General features: G+C 42.2%; 11 protein-coding genes. 6 read left to right on the top strand and 5 right to left on the bottom strand.

The annotated features are described in order from the left end of the window. Positions 1-116 precede the first annotated feature (116 nt). Together A4S05_RS04420 and A4S05_RS04415 are read right to left on the bottom strand one after the other, a co-directional pair. A complete protein-coding gene (locus tag A4S05_RS04420; protein WP_069068611.1) occupies positions 117-503 on the bottom strand; it encodes a thioredoxin family protein in 387 nt (128 codons plus the stop codon). Positions 504-1127: 624 nt separating this feature from the next. After that, a complete protein-coding gene (locus tag A4S05_RS04415) occupies positions 1128-1844 on the bottom strand; it encodes an NnrU family protein (RefSeq protein ID WP_176726913.1) in 717 nt (238 codons plus the stop codon). A 212-nt stretch (positions 1845-2056) separates the two neighbouring features. On the opposite strand from A4S05_RS04415, the gene A4S05_RS04410 reads away from it, so the two are divergent. The 4 genes from A4S05_RS04410 to A4S05_RS04395 all read left to right on the top strand — a co-directional run bounded on the left by A4S05_RS04410 (position 2057) and on the right by A4S05_RS04395 (position 7684). Continuing rightward, the gene (locus A4S05_RS04410; RefSeq protein WP_069068610.1) at positions 2057-3070 is read left to right on the top strand and encodes a LysR family transcriptional regulator; all 1014 of its coding nucleotides are present in this window, start codon (positions 2057-2059) and stop codon (positions 3068-3070) included. Positions 3071-3359: 289 nt separating this feature from the next. Beyond that, a complete protein-coding gene (locus tag A4S05_RS04405; RefSeq protein ID WP_069068609.1) occupies positions 3360-4763 on the top strand; it encodes a serine/threonine-protein kinase in 1404 nt (467 codons plus the stop codon). 26 nt (positions 4764-4789) lie between these two features. Then, positions 4790-6178 carry an ABC transporter substrate-binding protein gene (locus A4S05_RS04400; RefSeq protein ID WP_069068608.1) on the top strand — a complete coding sequence of 463 codons (1389 nt, stop codon included), beginning with the start codon at positions 4790-4792 and terminating at the stop codon, positions 6176-6178. Positions 6179-6637: 459 nt separating this feature from the next. Then, positions 6638-7684: a PstS family phosphate ABC transporter substrate-binding protein gene (locus tag A4S05_RS04395; RefSeq protein ID WP_069068607.1), complete on the top strand. Its 1047-nt coding sequence runs from the start codon at positions 6638-6640 to the stop codon at positions 7682-7684. Between the two features lie 78 nt (positions 7685-7762). Here the strand turns inward: A4S05_RS04395 and A4S05_RS04390 are convergent, their stop codons facing one another. Continuing rightward, positions 7763-8482 (bottom strand): Crp/Fnr family transcriptional regulator, encoded by a 720-nt coding sequence (locus A4S05_RS04390; RefSeq protein WP_069068606.1) that lies wholly within the window; start codon positions 8480-8482, stop codon positions 7763-7765. 525 nt (positions 8483-9007) lie between these two features. On the opposite strand from A4S05_RS04390, the gene A4S05_RS04385 reads away from it, so the two are divergent. Then, positions 9008-9751 (top strand): DALR anticodon-binding domain-containing protein, encoded by a 744-nt coding sequence (locus A4S05_RS04385; RefSeq protein ID WP_176726912.1) that lies wholly within the window; start codon positions 9008-9010, stop codon positions 9749-9751. 179 nt (positions 9752-9930) lie between these two features. Here A4S05_RS04385 and A4S05_RS04380 read toward each other — a convergent pair whose 3' ends face one another. Next, positions 9931-10800 carry a Cof-type HAD-IIB family hydrolase gene (locus tag A4S05_RS04380; protein ID WP_069068604.1) on the bottom strand — a complete coding sequence of 290 codons (870 nt, stop codon included), beginning with the start codon at positions 10798-10800 and terminating at the stop codon, positions 9931-9933. Between the two features lie 267 nt (positions 10801-11067). Next, positions 11068-11775, bottom strand: a complete 708-nt coding sequence (locus A4S05_RS04375; RefSeq protein WP_069068603.1) for a choice-of-anchor E domain-containing protein — start codon at positions 11773-11775, stop codon at positions 11068-11070. A gap of 550 nt (positions 11776-12325) precedes the next feature. On the opposite strand from A4S05_RS04375, the gene polA reads away from it, so the two are divergent. Next, the gene (polA, locus tag A4S05_RS04370; protein ID WP_069068602.1) at positions 12326-15271 is read left to right on the top strand and encodes a DNA polymerase I; all 2946 of its coding nucleotides are present in this window, start codon (positions 12326-12328) and stop codon (positions 15269-15271) included. The last annotated feature ends 118 nt before the right edge of the window (positions 15272-15389 follow it).

Genomic DNA, 15389 nt, shown 5'->3' with positions numbered 1-15389 from the left:
GGTTTTAGATTTGGTCACTCGTCATTGGTCATTTGTCACTCGTCATTTATCATTGGTCATTTGTCATTTGTCCTATGCCTCATGCCCCATGCCCAATGCCCAATACCCAGTATCCATCAAGCTGAACGACACTCTAAGTCCACTGTTTTGGAACTTTTGTACATTTTGGGGTAATTGCTGTAGCTGGCTTTAATCTCTTCTAAAGCTAGACGTAAATCTTCTCTGCCGCGAAAGCATTCCAAGCGATGGCGAATGGTACCATTTTCAATCAATAGTAAAGTGGGTAGTGATTTTAGCCTATAAGTAGTAGACAATTTAAAATTTTGATCGGCGTTAACGCTAACTAATTTAATTTCTTCCCCGCATTGGGCTTGAAATTGCAACAACAGTGGGTGGATAATCCGACACAAGCCACACCAGGGTGCTTCAAAATTAACTAAAACAGGAATAGGAGATTCTAAAACTTCTTGAGTAAATGTCCGCTCACTAACCGACAACACCATGACGCCTCTTGGATTATTAAGGTTTTTATATCAAACTAGCTATCACCACTGAATTCAGTGGTGCTGAGTTCCGAGTCCTGTTCGCAGTAGGGGGCATTTAACCCGTGCTGAGTATAAGTCCATAACTAAAGTTAGGGGATTGAATGAGGAAATCGTTTCTTTTTCTTCTAGAGTACAAGGGGGCTTGGGACTAATTACCAAGCAATGAATACTAAATTGCTTGATTTTACTCAGGACTCAGGACTCAGCACTAACTTCGGTGAAGGATTGGCAAATCACTAACTGCCGATAGATGCTTTTAGGACACCAACTTTCAGGACACAGAATAATTAGATAAAAATTGAGCATAATGTGTCTCTGACAAAAAAGCTAACGTAGCAATAGCGTTGGCTTTTTTTGATGTTAAATTCCTGACTACCGTGGCTGCCTGGGGATTGACTGAATCTGCCATTAACTCCCAAGGAAAGGCAATTGACTAATGACTACCGACATAGAATCTTAAGCTGACTGAATGCACCCCCACTGATAGATATTTGAATTTATCCTACATTGATTTGGGGTAATTGATAAGCTTAAATTTCTATCTATTTCGGATTTTCTGCTGACACTGGGGATCACCTGAATTTACCATGCTATCCTACTGGTTGCTTCCAGTAACAGAGGGTGCGACCACCAAAGCAAAGCTATAAAAATGGCAACTCCCAAATAGGCAGGACGTAGAAATTCCTGCCATTTGAGAGATTGACGCCCGTCAATAATTGCTTTAAAGGGAATAATTGAAGTCCGCTGTTTGGCAAGTTCAAAAGTTTCCCCATAGCGATCGCTCAAACGGCGATCCCCGTGCCAAACCCCAAACAAGTGATGTAACACCAATCCAATGGAAGTCACAAGAGTAAAGGTAGTACCCAACCATAGAGTATGGGCAACACACCAAATTATTTGTCCTACCATCTGGGGATGACGGGTAATCCGAATAATTCCTGTTTCGTAGAGATGAACTTGGGGCTTTTGAATGGCAGCAATTTCTAGTAGATTGAAGGTAGCAGGATATAAAAACAAAAACGAGATTGCTGACAGCAGCCAAACAAATTCTCGTACTCCAGGCACTCCTTGTACCTGCCAAAGTTGCAAACCATCATAGCGGTGCCCAAAAAAGTAAATAATTAATATCACAGCCAACGGTAGGCTGACTAATGCAAAGAGAATGCGATAAAGCCTTGGGCCAATATACTTTTCTGCCCAAGGACGCAAAGCAGCGCCTCCACTGTGAGCGATCGCAAAAACTATTTGTAACCCCAGTATGACAAAATGACTGGGTGTCAACCAAGAAATCAGCAGCATATACACCGGTGAAGTAATTTAAAGAAAATTGAATTCAGTACAACCAATACCACAAAGTATTCAAAAGGGGACTTTAGTCAAGATGTTGTGCTACTGTCTTTTTCGAGTCAAGCCTTCAAGTTCAATATGCAACAAATCATGTCCGGCTGATTGCTGCCAAACCGGATTCATTGCGTGCATCTGCTCCTTTAAAAGTTTGTGGGTTGAGCCTTATGTCTGACCTTCCTTTCACTTTAGATCAGTTACGTATCCTGAAAGCGATCGCTGTTGAAGGAAGCTTCAAGCGTGCCGCTGATAGTCTTTATGTCTCACAGCCCGCCGTGAGTTTGCAAGTGCAAAATCTCGAACGGCAACTCGATGTCCCCTTATTCGACCGTGGAGGACGACGCGCCCAATTAACCGAAGCCGGGCATCTACTCTTAAGCTACGGTGAAAAAATCCTCAGCCTGTGTCAGGAAACTTGCCGTGCGATCGAGGATTTACAAAATCTCCAAGGCGGTACTTTAATTGTCGGTGCTTCTCAAACCACCGGCACTTATCTTTTGCCCAGAATGATCGGGATGTTTCGACAAAAATATCCCGATGTGGCGGTGCAATTACACGTCCACTCCACCCGACGGACTGCTTGGAGTGTCGCTAACGGACAAGTTGATCTAGCGATTATCGGCGGTGAAATTCCTGGTGAACTTTCAGAATCTTTAGAAGTTATTCCTTACGCTGAAGACGAACTAGCGCTGATTTTACCTGTCTTTCATCCCTTTGCCAAACTTGAAAAAATCCAAAAAGAAGACCTATATAAATTACAATTCATTGCCCTAGATTCCCAATCGACTATCCGCAAAGTAATTGACCAAGTGTTAGCACGCTGCGAAATTGATACCAGACGTTTGAAGGTGGAAATGGAATTGAATTCCATTGAAGCCATCAAAAATGCTGTGCAATCTGGTTTGGGGGCTGCCTTTGTTTCAACAAGTGCGATCGCTAAAGAGTTACAAATGGGCGTTCTCCACTTTGCCAACATTGAAGGCGTCGTTGTCAAACGGACACTGTGGCTGATTTTCAATCCCAATCGCTATAGATCCAAGGCCGCAGAAGCCTTTAGTCAAGAAATTTTGCCCCAATTTGCTAACCCAGGATGGAATCAAGATGTGTTAAAATTAGCACAAAAAAACATAGTGTTAACTACATTAGAGATAGCAACACCCATCTCCTCCAGCGAAGAATAAAATTAGGTCATTTGACCAAATAATTCGTAATTCGTAATTCGTAATTCGTAATTCGTAATTCGTAATTCGTAATTCGTAATTATTAACCTATCGCTGTTCGTGCAGGGTGCTGTAGGCAAGCCAAGGGTTTAACATCAGAAAAAAAAGTTCCTGTTCCTCATTAAGAAATTTAGTTTCTCTGTAAGCTGAACTAATTACGAATTACGTTGCTTGCTTCTCGCTTTCTCTACGAGACGCTACGCGAATGGCGAGTATTATAAATTACGAATTATTTTGACTAATCACGAAAATGGAAGTTTACTGCACTCGTCCACGTTGTCCACGACCGCAAAACTATTTTTCTGATTTAGATGATGTTACGACACTGAAAACAACCCAGCAAAAGTATTGCACTACCTGTGGAATGCCACTGATGCTAGATGGTCGATACGTGCCAACGAAGCTGCTGGGAAGGGGCGGGTTTGGAGCGGCCTTTTTGGCACGCGATCGCCGAATACCGGGAATGCGTCAATGCGTAGTTAAGCAGTTCCAACCAGCGGGAAATTTAACCTTAACTCAACTGCAACAAGCACAGTTGATGTTTGAGAGAGAAGCAGAAGTTTTAGCACAACTTGGTAACGATCACGATCAAATTCCTGACTTATTTGCCTTCTTTCCAGTGATAGTTAATAGCTTGCAAGCAGGAGAGCAAGACCAATTTTTTTACTTGGTGCAAGAATACATTAATGGGCAAAACCTAGAGGAAGAATTAGTTCAACAGGGTAAATTTTCTGAACAGCAGGTGTTAGAGGTATTGCAAGAAATCCTGAAGGTATTAGAGTTTGTCCATGACAGAGGCATTATCCACAGAGACATTAAACCTTCTAACATCATGCGTCGTCGTGATGGCAAACTTTTTTTACTAGATTTTGGTGCAGTTAAGCAAGTCACAAATGCTGCATCTGGTTCTGCGGCTTCTTCCACAGGAATTTATTCTATGGGATTTGCACCACCTGAGCAGATGGCTGGGGGTCAAGTATTTCCATCTACAGATTTATACGCTTTAGCTGTAACTCTGATTACCTTGTTAACAAATCAGGAAGCAATTCAACTATTTGATGCCTATAGCAACCAGTGGAAATGGCGAATGCAAGCTAGTGTCAACCCTCGCCTTGCTGACATTTTAGACAAGATGCTCCTACCTGCTGCTAATCAGCGCTTCCAGTCAGCCCAGGAGGTTCTAATTGCACTTAACTCACAGGCGGCTCAAGCCTCTACACAATTTAACTCGCCCTCTGTAACCCTCCCGCCACAAACACCCAAAAGTTCCAGTCCTGTCGTCCCCCGTCGTCCACCAACTCAACCAGCGTTTTCTACATTGGAATTATTGGGTGGGGCGGCGTTTAGTGGATTTGAGGGTGCATTGATCGCGATCGCTCTCTTCAGTCTAGTAAAATCACCAATAGTTACTTTAAGTGTTGCGTGTGTGATTTTGGGGATGCTGATATTTGCCCAAACAAGGCGGTGGATTGAAAAGTTCGATTTATTGATTATTCCGGCAATTACTTTTGCGATTATTTTTTTTCTCCCCTTTTTACGCGGGGGACTTGATATTTTGTCAGTAGTTATTTTAGCAGTTGCCGCAGGCTTAGTAGCCATTTCACTCACAGCCGTATTTAGACTTATTTATAAATTATTATCTCTGATACTTTAAAATTTTTTCTTTATTCAAATTTGTTCATGTCACAAAAGAATGAAACCATAATTTTAGCTTTGGCCCTGCTGCTGACAGTTGGAATAGTTGGCAGTGGTTTTTGGTGGTTTACTAACAACTCTGGGGTCAAAATTGGTAATACCATCACTCAAAACCCAGAACCAGAAAGCAAAGACCGCGTTAGTTTTGGGGAAAAATCCTTTACTCAGGGTGACATTTCTCCAGTTAAAAAAGAAGGAGTACAGGCGATCGCTAATAAAAGTTATGACAAAGCGATCGCCAATTTCACAGCCGCCCTAAAACTCAACCGTAACGATCCAGAAGCACTGATCTTTCTTAACAATGCCCGGATCGGTTCTTCCAAGAGTTACACTATTGCGGCTTCTGTACCATTCGGCACTGACCCCAATGTTTCTTTAGAAATTTTACGTGGTGTTGCTCAAGCCCAAAATGAAATTAATACATCTGGTGGAGTCAAGGGAGTGCCGTTGAGGGTAGGGATAGCTAATGACGACGACAATCCAGAAATAGCCAAACAAATTGCTTCTAGCCTAGTTAGCAATTCTGAAGTCTTAGGTGTAGTTGGGCCCAATACTAGCGATTCCACCTTAGCCGCAGGTACTATTTATACCTCTGGGAAACTTGTAGCAATTTCTCCTACCAGCACATCTGTCAAAATTTCTAACTTTAGCCGCTACGTTTTTCGCACGGTTCCCAGTGATTTTATGGCTGCGAGAAGTTTAGCCAACTACATGGTGAGAACCTTGCAGAAAAAAAATGCAGTGGTTTTCTTTAATTCTCAGAGTAACTATAGCCAGTCTTTAAAGTCGGAGTTTGTTTCATCTGTTTCCCTAGAGGGTGGACAGGTATCTAGCGAATTTGACTTATCCAAAGCGGATTTTAGTGCGGCTAAAAGTGTAGAACAAGCAACTAAGCAAGGCGCAGAAGTAATGATGCTAGCTGCTAACGCTGAAACTCTCGATAAAGCCCTGCAAGTAGTTCAGATTAACCAGAAACGGTTAACTCTGTTAGGAGGAGATGATGTTTACACCGTTAAAACTTTAGAAATTGGCAGGGAGCAAGCTGCGGGAATGATAGTGGCAGTTCCCTGGCATATTGAGGGCGATCGCAAATCAGATTTTCCTCAGAAATCGCGGCAGTTATGGGGTGGTGATGTGAGTTGGCGAAGCGCCCTCAGTTATGATGCCACTGTGGCTCTAATTGCGGCATTAGAAAGTAATCCCACGCGATCGGGAGTCCAACAAGCACTCTTGTCCTCTGAATTTTCTACCAGCGGCGCTTCTGGCACAATTCGATTTTTAGCATCAGGCGATCGCAATGCGCCAGTCCAACTTGTAAAAATTGTTCCTGGTTCTCGCTCCCGCACCGGCTATGACTTTGAACCAGTGCGTTAATCAGCAATAAAAAATTAAAAATTAACCAATCGTTAACCTGGAAAAACCCTCAAGATGAGAAATTGAGCTTTATGGGGAAAATTCTTAGTATCAACTAACAACTTATCCTCACCACATATTTGGGTCTGAAGCTTCGTGCTTCTAGAACGGCTTTAAAGTAATGAGTAAGGAGTAATGAGTAATGAGTAATGAGTAATGAGTATTTACTTATTACTTATTACTTATTACTCCTTCTTAAGAGCGCCTTTAGGTCGGTGAGGATGTCAACAACATTCAAGCCTTGAGAAAAGAGACGATTAATCCAGAGAAAATTTATTATACCTTGGCATCTATTGTAGTAAGAAGTGAGGATTTGTCAGCATTTTTAATAAAACACCCGTCTTCCAAAATACAATCTCAAGTAGCAAGCACTTATCAAGTCAAGCACTTATATTGAATGGACACGCGGGTAATCATACTATGTCCCAAAAAAATGAAACAACTATTCTTGTATTATCCATCCTAATCACCGTCGGGCTAATAGCTGGCGGTTTTTGGTGGTTTACTAGAAAATCTGGTGTCGAGCTAAATACAATTAATTCTGGTAACACCAAAACGCCCCAAACCGGATCGGAACAACCTAGTGGCAATACTTTCACTTCAGTAAAGGATGTTCCTACAGGATTATTCAATTACGGTGGCAGTACATCTTGGGCACCGATTCGATTGGTAGTTGATTCAGCAATTCAAGCCGCGCGGCCAGAGTTACGGCTGCGCTATGTAGAACCCAGCACTGCATCTCCTGGTTCTGGTACTGGCATCCAGTCGTTAATAGATGGTCAACTAGCCTTTACCCAGTCCTCCCGACCAGTTTTAGATCAGGAATTAAGTCGTGCCCAGCAGCGTGGGTTCAGTTTAAAACAAATTCCTGTGGCAATTGATGGTTTAGCAGTTGCAGTTAATCCCAACCTGAATATCCCAGGACTAACGATAGAACAGTTAAAGTCAATTTACACAGGCAAAATCAATAATTGGAGCCAAGTGGGCGGCCCCAATATCCCGATTAAGCCCTATTCTCGCCGCATTGCTGATGGCGGTACAGTGGAACTTTTTGTCCAAGACATCTTGGGTGGTCAAGCTTTCAGCTCCAATGTGGAATTTATCTCCACAACCACCCAAGCCTTGCAAAAATTAGCTGGTAGTCCTGGTAGCATCTACTACGCTTCTGCCCCAGAGGTGATTCCTCAATGCTCAATCAAAGCCTTGCCGTTGGGGCGAACGCAAGGGCAATACATTGCTCCATACCAAGAACCTTCTGTCCTCCCGTCTGAATGTCCTGGTAAACGGAACAAGTTGAACATCGAAGCTTTCCAATCAGGAAAATACCCAATTACCCGCAATCTGTTTGTGGTGGTCAAACAGAATGATCAGACTGAGCAGCAAGCAGGTGTCGCTTATGCCAACTTACTGCTGACTGAGCAGGGACAGGAACTGATTACCCAAGCAGGGTTTGTCAAAATTCGCTGACTCCTGCGATCGCTTTCAATAGGGCGTCCCCATCGCACTCAAGACAGAGTGGCGGAAATCGCCGCTCTGAACTCTACCTTAACCAGCTCTATTAATCGATTCCGCTGGCAAGCAGATTAGATTATCCCCTTGAGTCAGGATTAAGCCACGTTGACGCAGCTTACCCATCAAGCGGGTGACGGTGACACGAGTAGAACCAATCGCGCTACCAATTTGGGCATGGGTGAGGGGGAAGGGCAGAGCATAGCCGCGAATCACATCAGGATCAGTGTCGCTCATAGCTGGCTCTCCATATTCCTCAATTAACAATGTGAGAAATCCTAAGAGTCGGTCAATTGTGCGGCGTTGTCCCAAGGCACTCAGCCACAGCAGCTTACGCTGGTGCTGATACCTAAAGGCATCCATAACTTCGCGACGGAAGTGAGGCCAATTGTCTAAATCGTGCCAGTACATCCACAGCACCGCAGTTTGATCAACATGGGCGTAAGCCTGGAGTGTGAATGGTGATTGAGCAACAATTTCAAATGGCTGTCCCGCTCCCACAAAACCCAAGAACGCTTCTTCTGGAGTTCTGTTGATTCGTCGAGACGTTAGCTGACTAGCAGTCGCACTAACTTGTGCGGTTCCTACCATGCGGATCGCACCCCTTTGCACCAAATACAGCAATCCAGGCCGGGCTGGAATGCGCTCATCTTTGCTAAAGGTGCGGCAGCGGTAGTGTTCTTGAGCCCAGTCAAGAATGCGTTGCCAAGTCAAAAAAGGCCGTGATGCCTCAGAAAAGGAGGATGGAGATTGCATAGGTAACAAAGAGCGTTCGGCTGAAGACAAAGACGTAAATAAAAGGGTGCAAGGAGTGTCTTTGTGTTGGCGAGGCAGGCTTAACGCCTAACAGCGCCAGCCAATCCAAAGAATAGAAAGCAAATTACTCTCTACTCTTTTGTTATACTTCCTACTGTACAATGATGGTAGTAAAGTTTACTTACTATTTATCGATTATTCATCAAATTTTATCCTCTTCTCATTTTTCTTCATCTAAATTAAATTTATACCGCAAGATAGATGACAGAAATGTAACAAATATATCTTACATGATGACTTAAGAAATATTACGTGCATTATAAATTACCAATTAGCAGATATACGTCAATCAAGCAGCTAATCTACAGTTATTTAATAAAATCACTAAGCATTGATACTTATAAAGCAGGAAATCAATGCATAAAAGATGAGAAAATTCCTCTACATAAAGGTAGAGATGATAATAGAGTTTTATACACCTCAAGTGTGTCCCTACGACTATCAAAATCTCAGAATCGAAAAGCGATGGAGCTTGCCAGTGCGATCGCTTCAGATATATCAGGAATCTGTGGCGACGTTTTTAGCGTCCAAATAGTTCCCCCTGGTTTGATACATTTTGAATTAACTCACTCAACATTAGCGACTTGGTTACAAAGTCTCGTAGCCGGGAGTTTGGGGGGATTGGGGATTGGGGACTGGGGACTGGGGACTGGGGGTGATGAGGGGACAAGGGGACAAGGGGGACTACTAAAGCCAATCCCCATTACCCTTTATCCCCAGAGGGGGCCCCGAGTTCCCCAATCTCTAATCCCCAATCCCCAATTTGCTGTTCAATATGCTCACGCACGCTGCTGTTCCCTAGTGCTTTTAGCTCATCGAGAGGGGTTGATTAAACTTAGAGAACCAGTTCCAAATACTAGTCCAGCTTTTTGGGATCTTATCTCTCCTAACCCTCTACCTTGGCTTAATTGTGACGGAGTACTGCGGCTAAATCACCCAGATGAACGGCGGCTAATTGGCGAGTTAATACAAGTGATAGACGATATGGAGTGCCCTGATGTTAACGGTTCTGTGAAATGGGAAAAAGTGGCGCTGAATTTGAGCCAAGCTTTTGAAAAGTTCTGGTCTAATTGCCGGATTTGGGGTGAGGTAAAAATTAAATCACCAGAGCTAGCCCAAGCCAGACTCGGATTGCTCATGGCTACTCAGTCAGTATTAAGATTTGTCCTAGAGGAAAACCTGGGTGTTTTTGCGCCTTTGGAGTTATAAATCAGTAATGTCGCTTAGGTAAAAATAAAAACTTTAATATAGCTATTGACTCAATGCACTACCTCGGCTACATTAGCAGGTGTGTGAGGAGCGAACCAGCTAGGGCACCGAGACGAAACACGGCCAGTCGTCGGTGTCCTTTCTGATTTATATGGGTTAGGTTTAAAAAAGTTCCCTCACTACAGTAAAAACTTTTCAATTGCTACTGCTGCCCCATCTTCTTCTACGCTAGGAGCTACCCACTTAGCGATCGCTTGTACTGCTGCTGGTGCGTTGCCCATAGCTACACCAAGTCCAACGTACTCCAGCATTTCTACATCATTGAAGTTATCACCAATCGCCATAACATTGGCTAACTGTAATCCTAATAATTCTTCGGCTAGGTAACGTACAGCTGTCCCCTTATTTACAGAGGCGTTCGTTGCTTCAAAAAAGGTAGCAACAGATGTTGTCAGATAAAGTTCAGCGGGTGTGTATTGGCGGCGCAAATTTCCTAATAGCTTGTCGATCACATCAGTGTCATCACACAAAGCAAGAATTTTGGTCGGTTCATTCGTTAAGGCTTGACGCAAATCACCCACAGGAATCGGCGTAATACCAGAACGTTCTGCATACATTTGGGTTTCTCTGGTTAACTCACGGACGTATAGCTGATCATTGATGTAAAAGTGGACAGATAGAAGCGATCGCAACTCAGGTTGTTCAAAATAGTCGAGTAACTGGTGGGCGATTTCTCTGGAAACAACCCAATGGCGATGAACTTTTTGGGTGATCGGGTCTTGAATCCAGGCTCCCTGATAAGCCATTAATGGTAAGGTAGAGCCGATATCTTGGTGAAAGTGCAAAGCTGAACGATACATTCGACCGGTAGCGATCGCCACTTGAATTCCTCGTGCTTGCGCCGCAATAATAGCTTGCTTAACACCTGTACTAATGGTGTTAGAGTGTCCAGCGATCGTGCCATCTATATCCAAAACTAGTAGTTTAATGTCTTTTGCAACAGCCTGATGATCGGTAGATGCCAAATGTGTGGCAGATACTTTCTGCATAATTTCCTAGATTTTAACTTCCAGTAAGAGGTTAACAGGCTCTAGCGACCAGTGGGGAATAGTAGAAAAAATTGGCTTCTCTAGTCAACCAAATCAACAACCAAATTTTCATACTGTGAGGATGCTGAGTCACACAATGAAATTGTTAAAATTCTGGCTAATAGGCGCAATAAAAAACCCGATTCTCGAAAAAATCGGGCATTTTCATTTAAATTAAATAGACTGACTGATAGATGGAATGGTAAAAACCTACCAATTCAAAAAAATCTATGAATTAGGCATCTTGAGCCAGCTTTTTTTGCGTTGTGACAACAAACAAAGCCCAGCAATTAAACCAACTCCAAGTGTGGCAGAGGGTTCAGGTACTGATTTAGCCTCATCGTAGTTATAAGTTACTTTGATACCTGATTTGGCATAAGTATCAACATAGGATCTAATGTTGCCCGATCCTGCAACTACTGATTCAGCTAAAGCTGTGAACAAAAAGTCTATGTTGCCATTACCAATGAATGACTGCAAGAATTGCGTATTAGTGAAAGACTGTATACCCGATTGTGTGGCAGTTAAGTTAGAAACAGTCTTTCCAGAGGTGCCACTATAATCAGTGGTACCATCATATTTAGCAGTTTGGTAACTGTAACTATATCCTGGATTGAGTGCAAATAGAGACTGATTATTTAGTTGTAAGCTGAATTCACTGGTGAGATTTAATGCCACCAGGCTCGCAGTTTGACTCCTATTTTCAAAACCTGCATTTCCAAGGATGTCGCCAGTAAATTCTATTGTTACACCTTGAAGAGTGCCTAAAGATGAGTCAAACTTTTGAACGCTCAGGGATGCTTCAATGATATCCGTCAAATCGTAATCAAGGGAACTACTGTACGAGAGAGAAGCTGCATTAGCTACTCCAGAAGTCGCAACGATTCCTGCCAAAGTTGTGGCAGCAGCCAGAGTGTTGAATAGTTTTGTTGTCATGATCGGAGATGCTTTTCTGAAACGAATCATTACGGGATTACTAACTTATTTCTAACTCTGAAAATCTGCTTGTAGTCTTGATGAATACACGTAACTTTATGTAAAGTTATTATGTTTAAGTTCCTTCGAGAAATAGACTTTTTGATTGATATATATAAAGTTTTGCTAAGGCAAAGAGGCTTTTATAGGGTAATATTATGTCGAAAGATTAAGCTAGTTTTTGTTGGTTCCTGAAAAGTAAGCTAGGTCAACCTAATTAAATATAAAATGCTCAGGAGATAGATTCCCGACTTCTGGTGATAAGTTGGGGATCTGGTTACTATCTGGTTAGTATGTTTATACTCACGTACTTAATTGGGCTAGTATCCCTGCTAAAAGTTGGTTCTACTTGGCTTCCGTACTAAAGCTGCGAATACGTAGACATTACTTTGTCTAAAATAATATCAATACCGATTGGTACGCAAAAATCGTGCTATTGTCGCCAAAGCCAAGCTAAACGAGCATCTGAAATTGCTAACTATGTGACAAGGCTTCTGGCTAAAATAGGGCTATGTCTGAAACTTTCACTTCTGCAACTGCAACACGCCCCACGTTCATCCTCGTAGATGGACACTCCTTAGCTTATCGTTCATACTTTGCTTTCGCCAAAGGGCGAGATGGAGGACTGCGTACCAAAACGGGGATTCCTACCAGTATATGTTTTGGTTTTGTGAAGTGCCTGTTGGAGGTAATGGCAACACAACAGCCTCAAGCAATGGCGATCGCTTTTGATTTGGCTGAGGCAACTTTTCGCCACGAAGCGGACGAGACTTATAAAGCCGATCGCCCGGAAACGCCAGAAGACTTCATTCCCGACTTAGCAAACCTGCATGAGTTGCTGAATGGCTTCAATCTACCCTTTTTCACTGCCCCTGGTTTTGAGGCTGATGATGTTTTGGGAACCTTAGCACAGCGAGTAACTGCGGCTGGGTATAGAGTGAAGATTTTAACTGGCGATCGCGATTTATTTCAATTGATAGATTCTGACAAAGAAATTACTGTTCTGAATTTTAGTCCAGATGCTCTAAAACGCTCCACAAATAGCATCACAGAATTTGAAGCAGAACAAGTCAAAGAAAAAATGGGCGTTTTACCTTCACAAATTGTTGATTTCAAAGCTCTTTGTGGTGATAAATCAGATAATATTCCTGGTGTCAAGGGAATTGGGGAAAAAACAGCAGTGCAACTGCTGAATACATACGGTTCACTTGAAAATGTTTATGCTGCCTTAGATGAAATTAAAGGTGCAACTCAGAAAAAACTGGCAGCGGGTAAAGAAGATGCCGAGAAGTCTCGCTATTTGGCAACTATAGTTTTAGATGTTCCGATAGAATTTGATTTAGAAGATTGCAAATTAAAAGGGTTTGATACAAGCGTCTTATCACCAATTTTAGAAAAATTAGAATTTAAGTCTTTTTTAGGCAGGATAAACGACCTTCAGCAGCGTTTTGGTGGCAAAGTTGAAGAAAAGCAAGAAACTAAAACAGACGCAAATAATCCCAAGTCTACTAACTCAGAATTCAGTGGTGATGAAGATAATGATTTGTGGTTTTTCAGTGCTAGTGATACAGCAGCAGTTCCACAACAATCGACTTCTCCAATTACACCATGTATCATCAATACCGAAGCTAAATTAACTGAGTTGGTGAAACTTTTGGAAAAATTCACTAACACAGAAACACCCGTTGCTTGGGACACTGAAACTACCGCTTTAGAACCAAGAGATGCTGAGTTAGTAGGAATTGGTTGCTGTTGGGGAACGGAACCAGATGAGGTGGCCTATATTCCTGTGGGGCATAAAACTGGAGAAAATTTGCATAAAGATTTGGTGTTAGAAGTATTACGCCCAATTCTCGAAAGTGCGGATTATCCAAAAGCTTTACAAAACGCCAAATTTGACCGCTTAGTTCTCAGGTGTCAAGGAATTAACTTGGCGGGAGTGGTGTTTGATCCCATGCTGGCAAGTTACATTCTAAATCCAGATTCAAGTCATAATTTGATGGATTTGTCGCAGCGATATTTGGGATTGATAGCTAAAAGTTATTTAGATTTAGTTCCTAAAGGCAAAACTATCGCTGATATAGATATTCCCGCCGTAGCTGACTACTGTGGGATGGATGCTTATTCTACCTTTGGTTTAGTGGCAAAATTGCGTGAGGAACTGGATAAATTTCCAGCTTTGTCTAAGCTATTAGTGGAAGTTGAGCAGCCATTAGAAGCGGTTTTAGCCCAAATGGAATATACAGGCGTTCGGATTAATTCAGCTTATTTGCAAGAACTTTCGCAGCATTTAGAAACAGAGTTAGCTAGGTTAAAAGAGCAAGCAACTGAAATAGCTGGGGAAAATTTTAACTTAGGTTCTCCTAAACAATTGAGCCAAATTTTGTTTGAAAAGCTGGGGTTAAGCACCAAACATTCTCGTAAAATACAAACGGGCTTCTCTACAGACGCAGCAACACTGGAAAGACTTCAAGAAGATGATAACACTGGGTTTGTTGAGGCGATTATTGAGTATCGCACTTTATCCAAATTAAAGTCTACTTATGTTGATGCATTACCTGCATTGGTGCGTCCAGATACCCAGCGAGTGCATACTGATTTTAATCAAGCAGCAACATCAACGGGTAGGTTATCTTCTTCTAACCCGAATTTACAAAATATTCCCATTCGTACAGCTTTTAGTCGCCAAATTCGGAAGGCATTTTTGCCTGAACCTGGTTGGTTAATGGTGGCTGCTGATTACTCACAAATTGAATTACGAATTTTGGCTCATTTGAGTCAAGAGCCGATATTAGTGCAAGCATATCAGCAAAATGAAGATGTTCATACTGTGACGGCGCGGTTAGTATTTGAAAAAGAAAATATCACCTCAGAAGAACGAGGGATGGCAAAAACTATCAATTTTGGCGTGATTTATGGAATGGGTTCTCTCAGATTTTCGCGCTCAACTGGGATAGATAAAAACATTGCCAACGAGTTCATTAAGCGGTTTAATGAACGATATCCTAAAGTTTTTGGATATTTAGAGCGAGTCAAAAAAGAAGCGATCGCTCTTGGTTATGTAGAAACTATTTTCGGTCGTCGTCGTTATTTTGATTTTACTAATAACAGTTTACGTAAATTAAAAGGCAGTAATCCAGAAGATATTGATCTGAGTAAATTGAAGAATTTAGGTGCTTATGACGCAGGTTTACTACGCTCTGCTGCTAATGCACCAATTCAAGGTTCTAACGCTGATATTATCAAAATTGCAATGGTGAGATTGCATGAGGTTTTGAAGAACTATCAGGCGCGTTTGTTGTTGCAAGTTCATGATGAATTAGTGTTTGAAATTCCCCCTGATGAGTGGGAAGAATTACAACTGCAAATTAAGTCGGTGATGGAAAATGCAGTGCAGTTGAGTGTGCCTTTGCTTGTGGAGGCGCGTGTTGGTGACAATTGGATGGAGACAAAGTAAGTTTAACTGGGGATTGGAAAAATTACATTAATAATTCAGAATTCGTAATTCGTAATTCAACTGATAGCGTCATTACGAATTACGAATGCTAATGTTATACCATTCTCACTCATATAAG

It is taken from the genome of Nostoc sp. KVJ20, assembly GCF_001712795.1.
Taxonomy (GTDB): Bacteria; Cyanobacteriota; Cyanobacteriia; order Cyanobacteriales; family Nostocaceae; genus Nostoc.
This window is presented reverse-complemented; position numbering and strand designations above follow the sequence as displayed.

Bases quoted from the DNA above. Each gene is read 5' to 3' on its own strand.
- A4S05_RS04420 (WP_069068611.1), bottom strand. From the start codon at position 503: ATGGTGTTGTCGGTTAGTGAGCGGACATTTACTCAAGAAGTTTTAGAA.
- A4S05_RS04415 (WP_176726913.1), bottom strand. From the start codon at position 1,844: ATGCTGCTGATTTCTTGGTTGACACCCAGTCATTTTGTCATACTGGGG.
- A4S05_RS04410 (WP_069068610.1), top strand. From the start codon at position 2,057: ATGTCTGACCTTCCTTTCACTTTAGATCAGTTACGTATCCTGAAAGCG.
- A4S05_RS04405 (WP_069068609.1), top strand. From the start codon at position 3,360: ATGGAAGTTTACTGCACTCGTCCACGTTGTCCACGACCGCAAAACTAT.
- A4S05_RS04400 (WP_069068608.1), top strand. From the start codon at position 4,790: ATGTCACAAAAGAATGAAACCATAATTTTAGCTTTGGCCCTGCTGCTG.
- A4S05_RS04395 (WP_069068607.1), top strand. From the start codon at position 6,638: ATGTCCCAAAAAAATGAAACAACTATTCTTGTATTATCCATCCTAATC.
- A4S05_RS04390 (WP_069068606.1), bottom strand. From the start codon at position 8,482: ATGCAATCTCCATCCTCCTTTTCTGAGGCATCACGGCCTTTTTTGACT.
- A4S05_RS04385 (WP_176726912.1), top strand. From the start codon at position 9,008: ATGGAGCTTGCCAGTGCGATCGCTTCAGATATATCAGGAATCTGTGGC.
- A4S05_RS04380 (WP_069068604.1), bottom strand. From the start codon at position 10,800: ATGCAGAAAGTATCTGCCACACATTTGGCATCTACCGATCATCAGGCT.
- A4S05_RS04375 (WP_069068603.1), bottom strand. From the start codon at position 11,775: ATGACAACAAAACTATTCAACACTCTGGCTGCTGCCACAACTTTGGCA.
- polA (WP_069068602.1), top strand. From the start codon at position 12,326: ATGTCTGAAACTTTCACTTCTGCAACTGCAACACGCCCCACGTTCATC.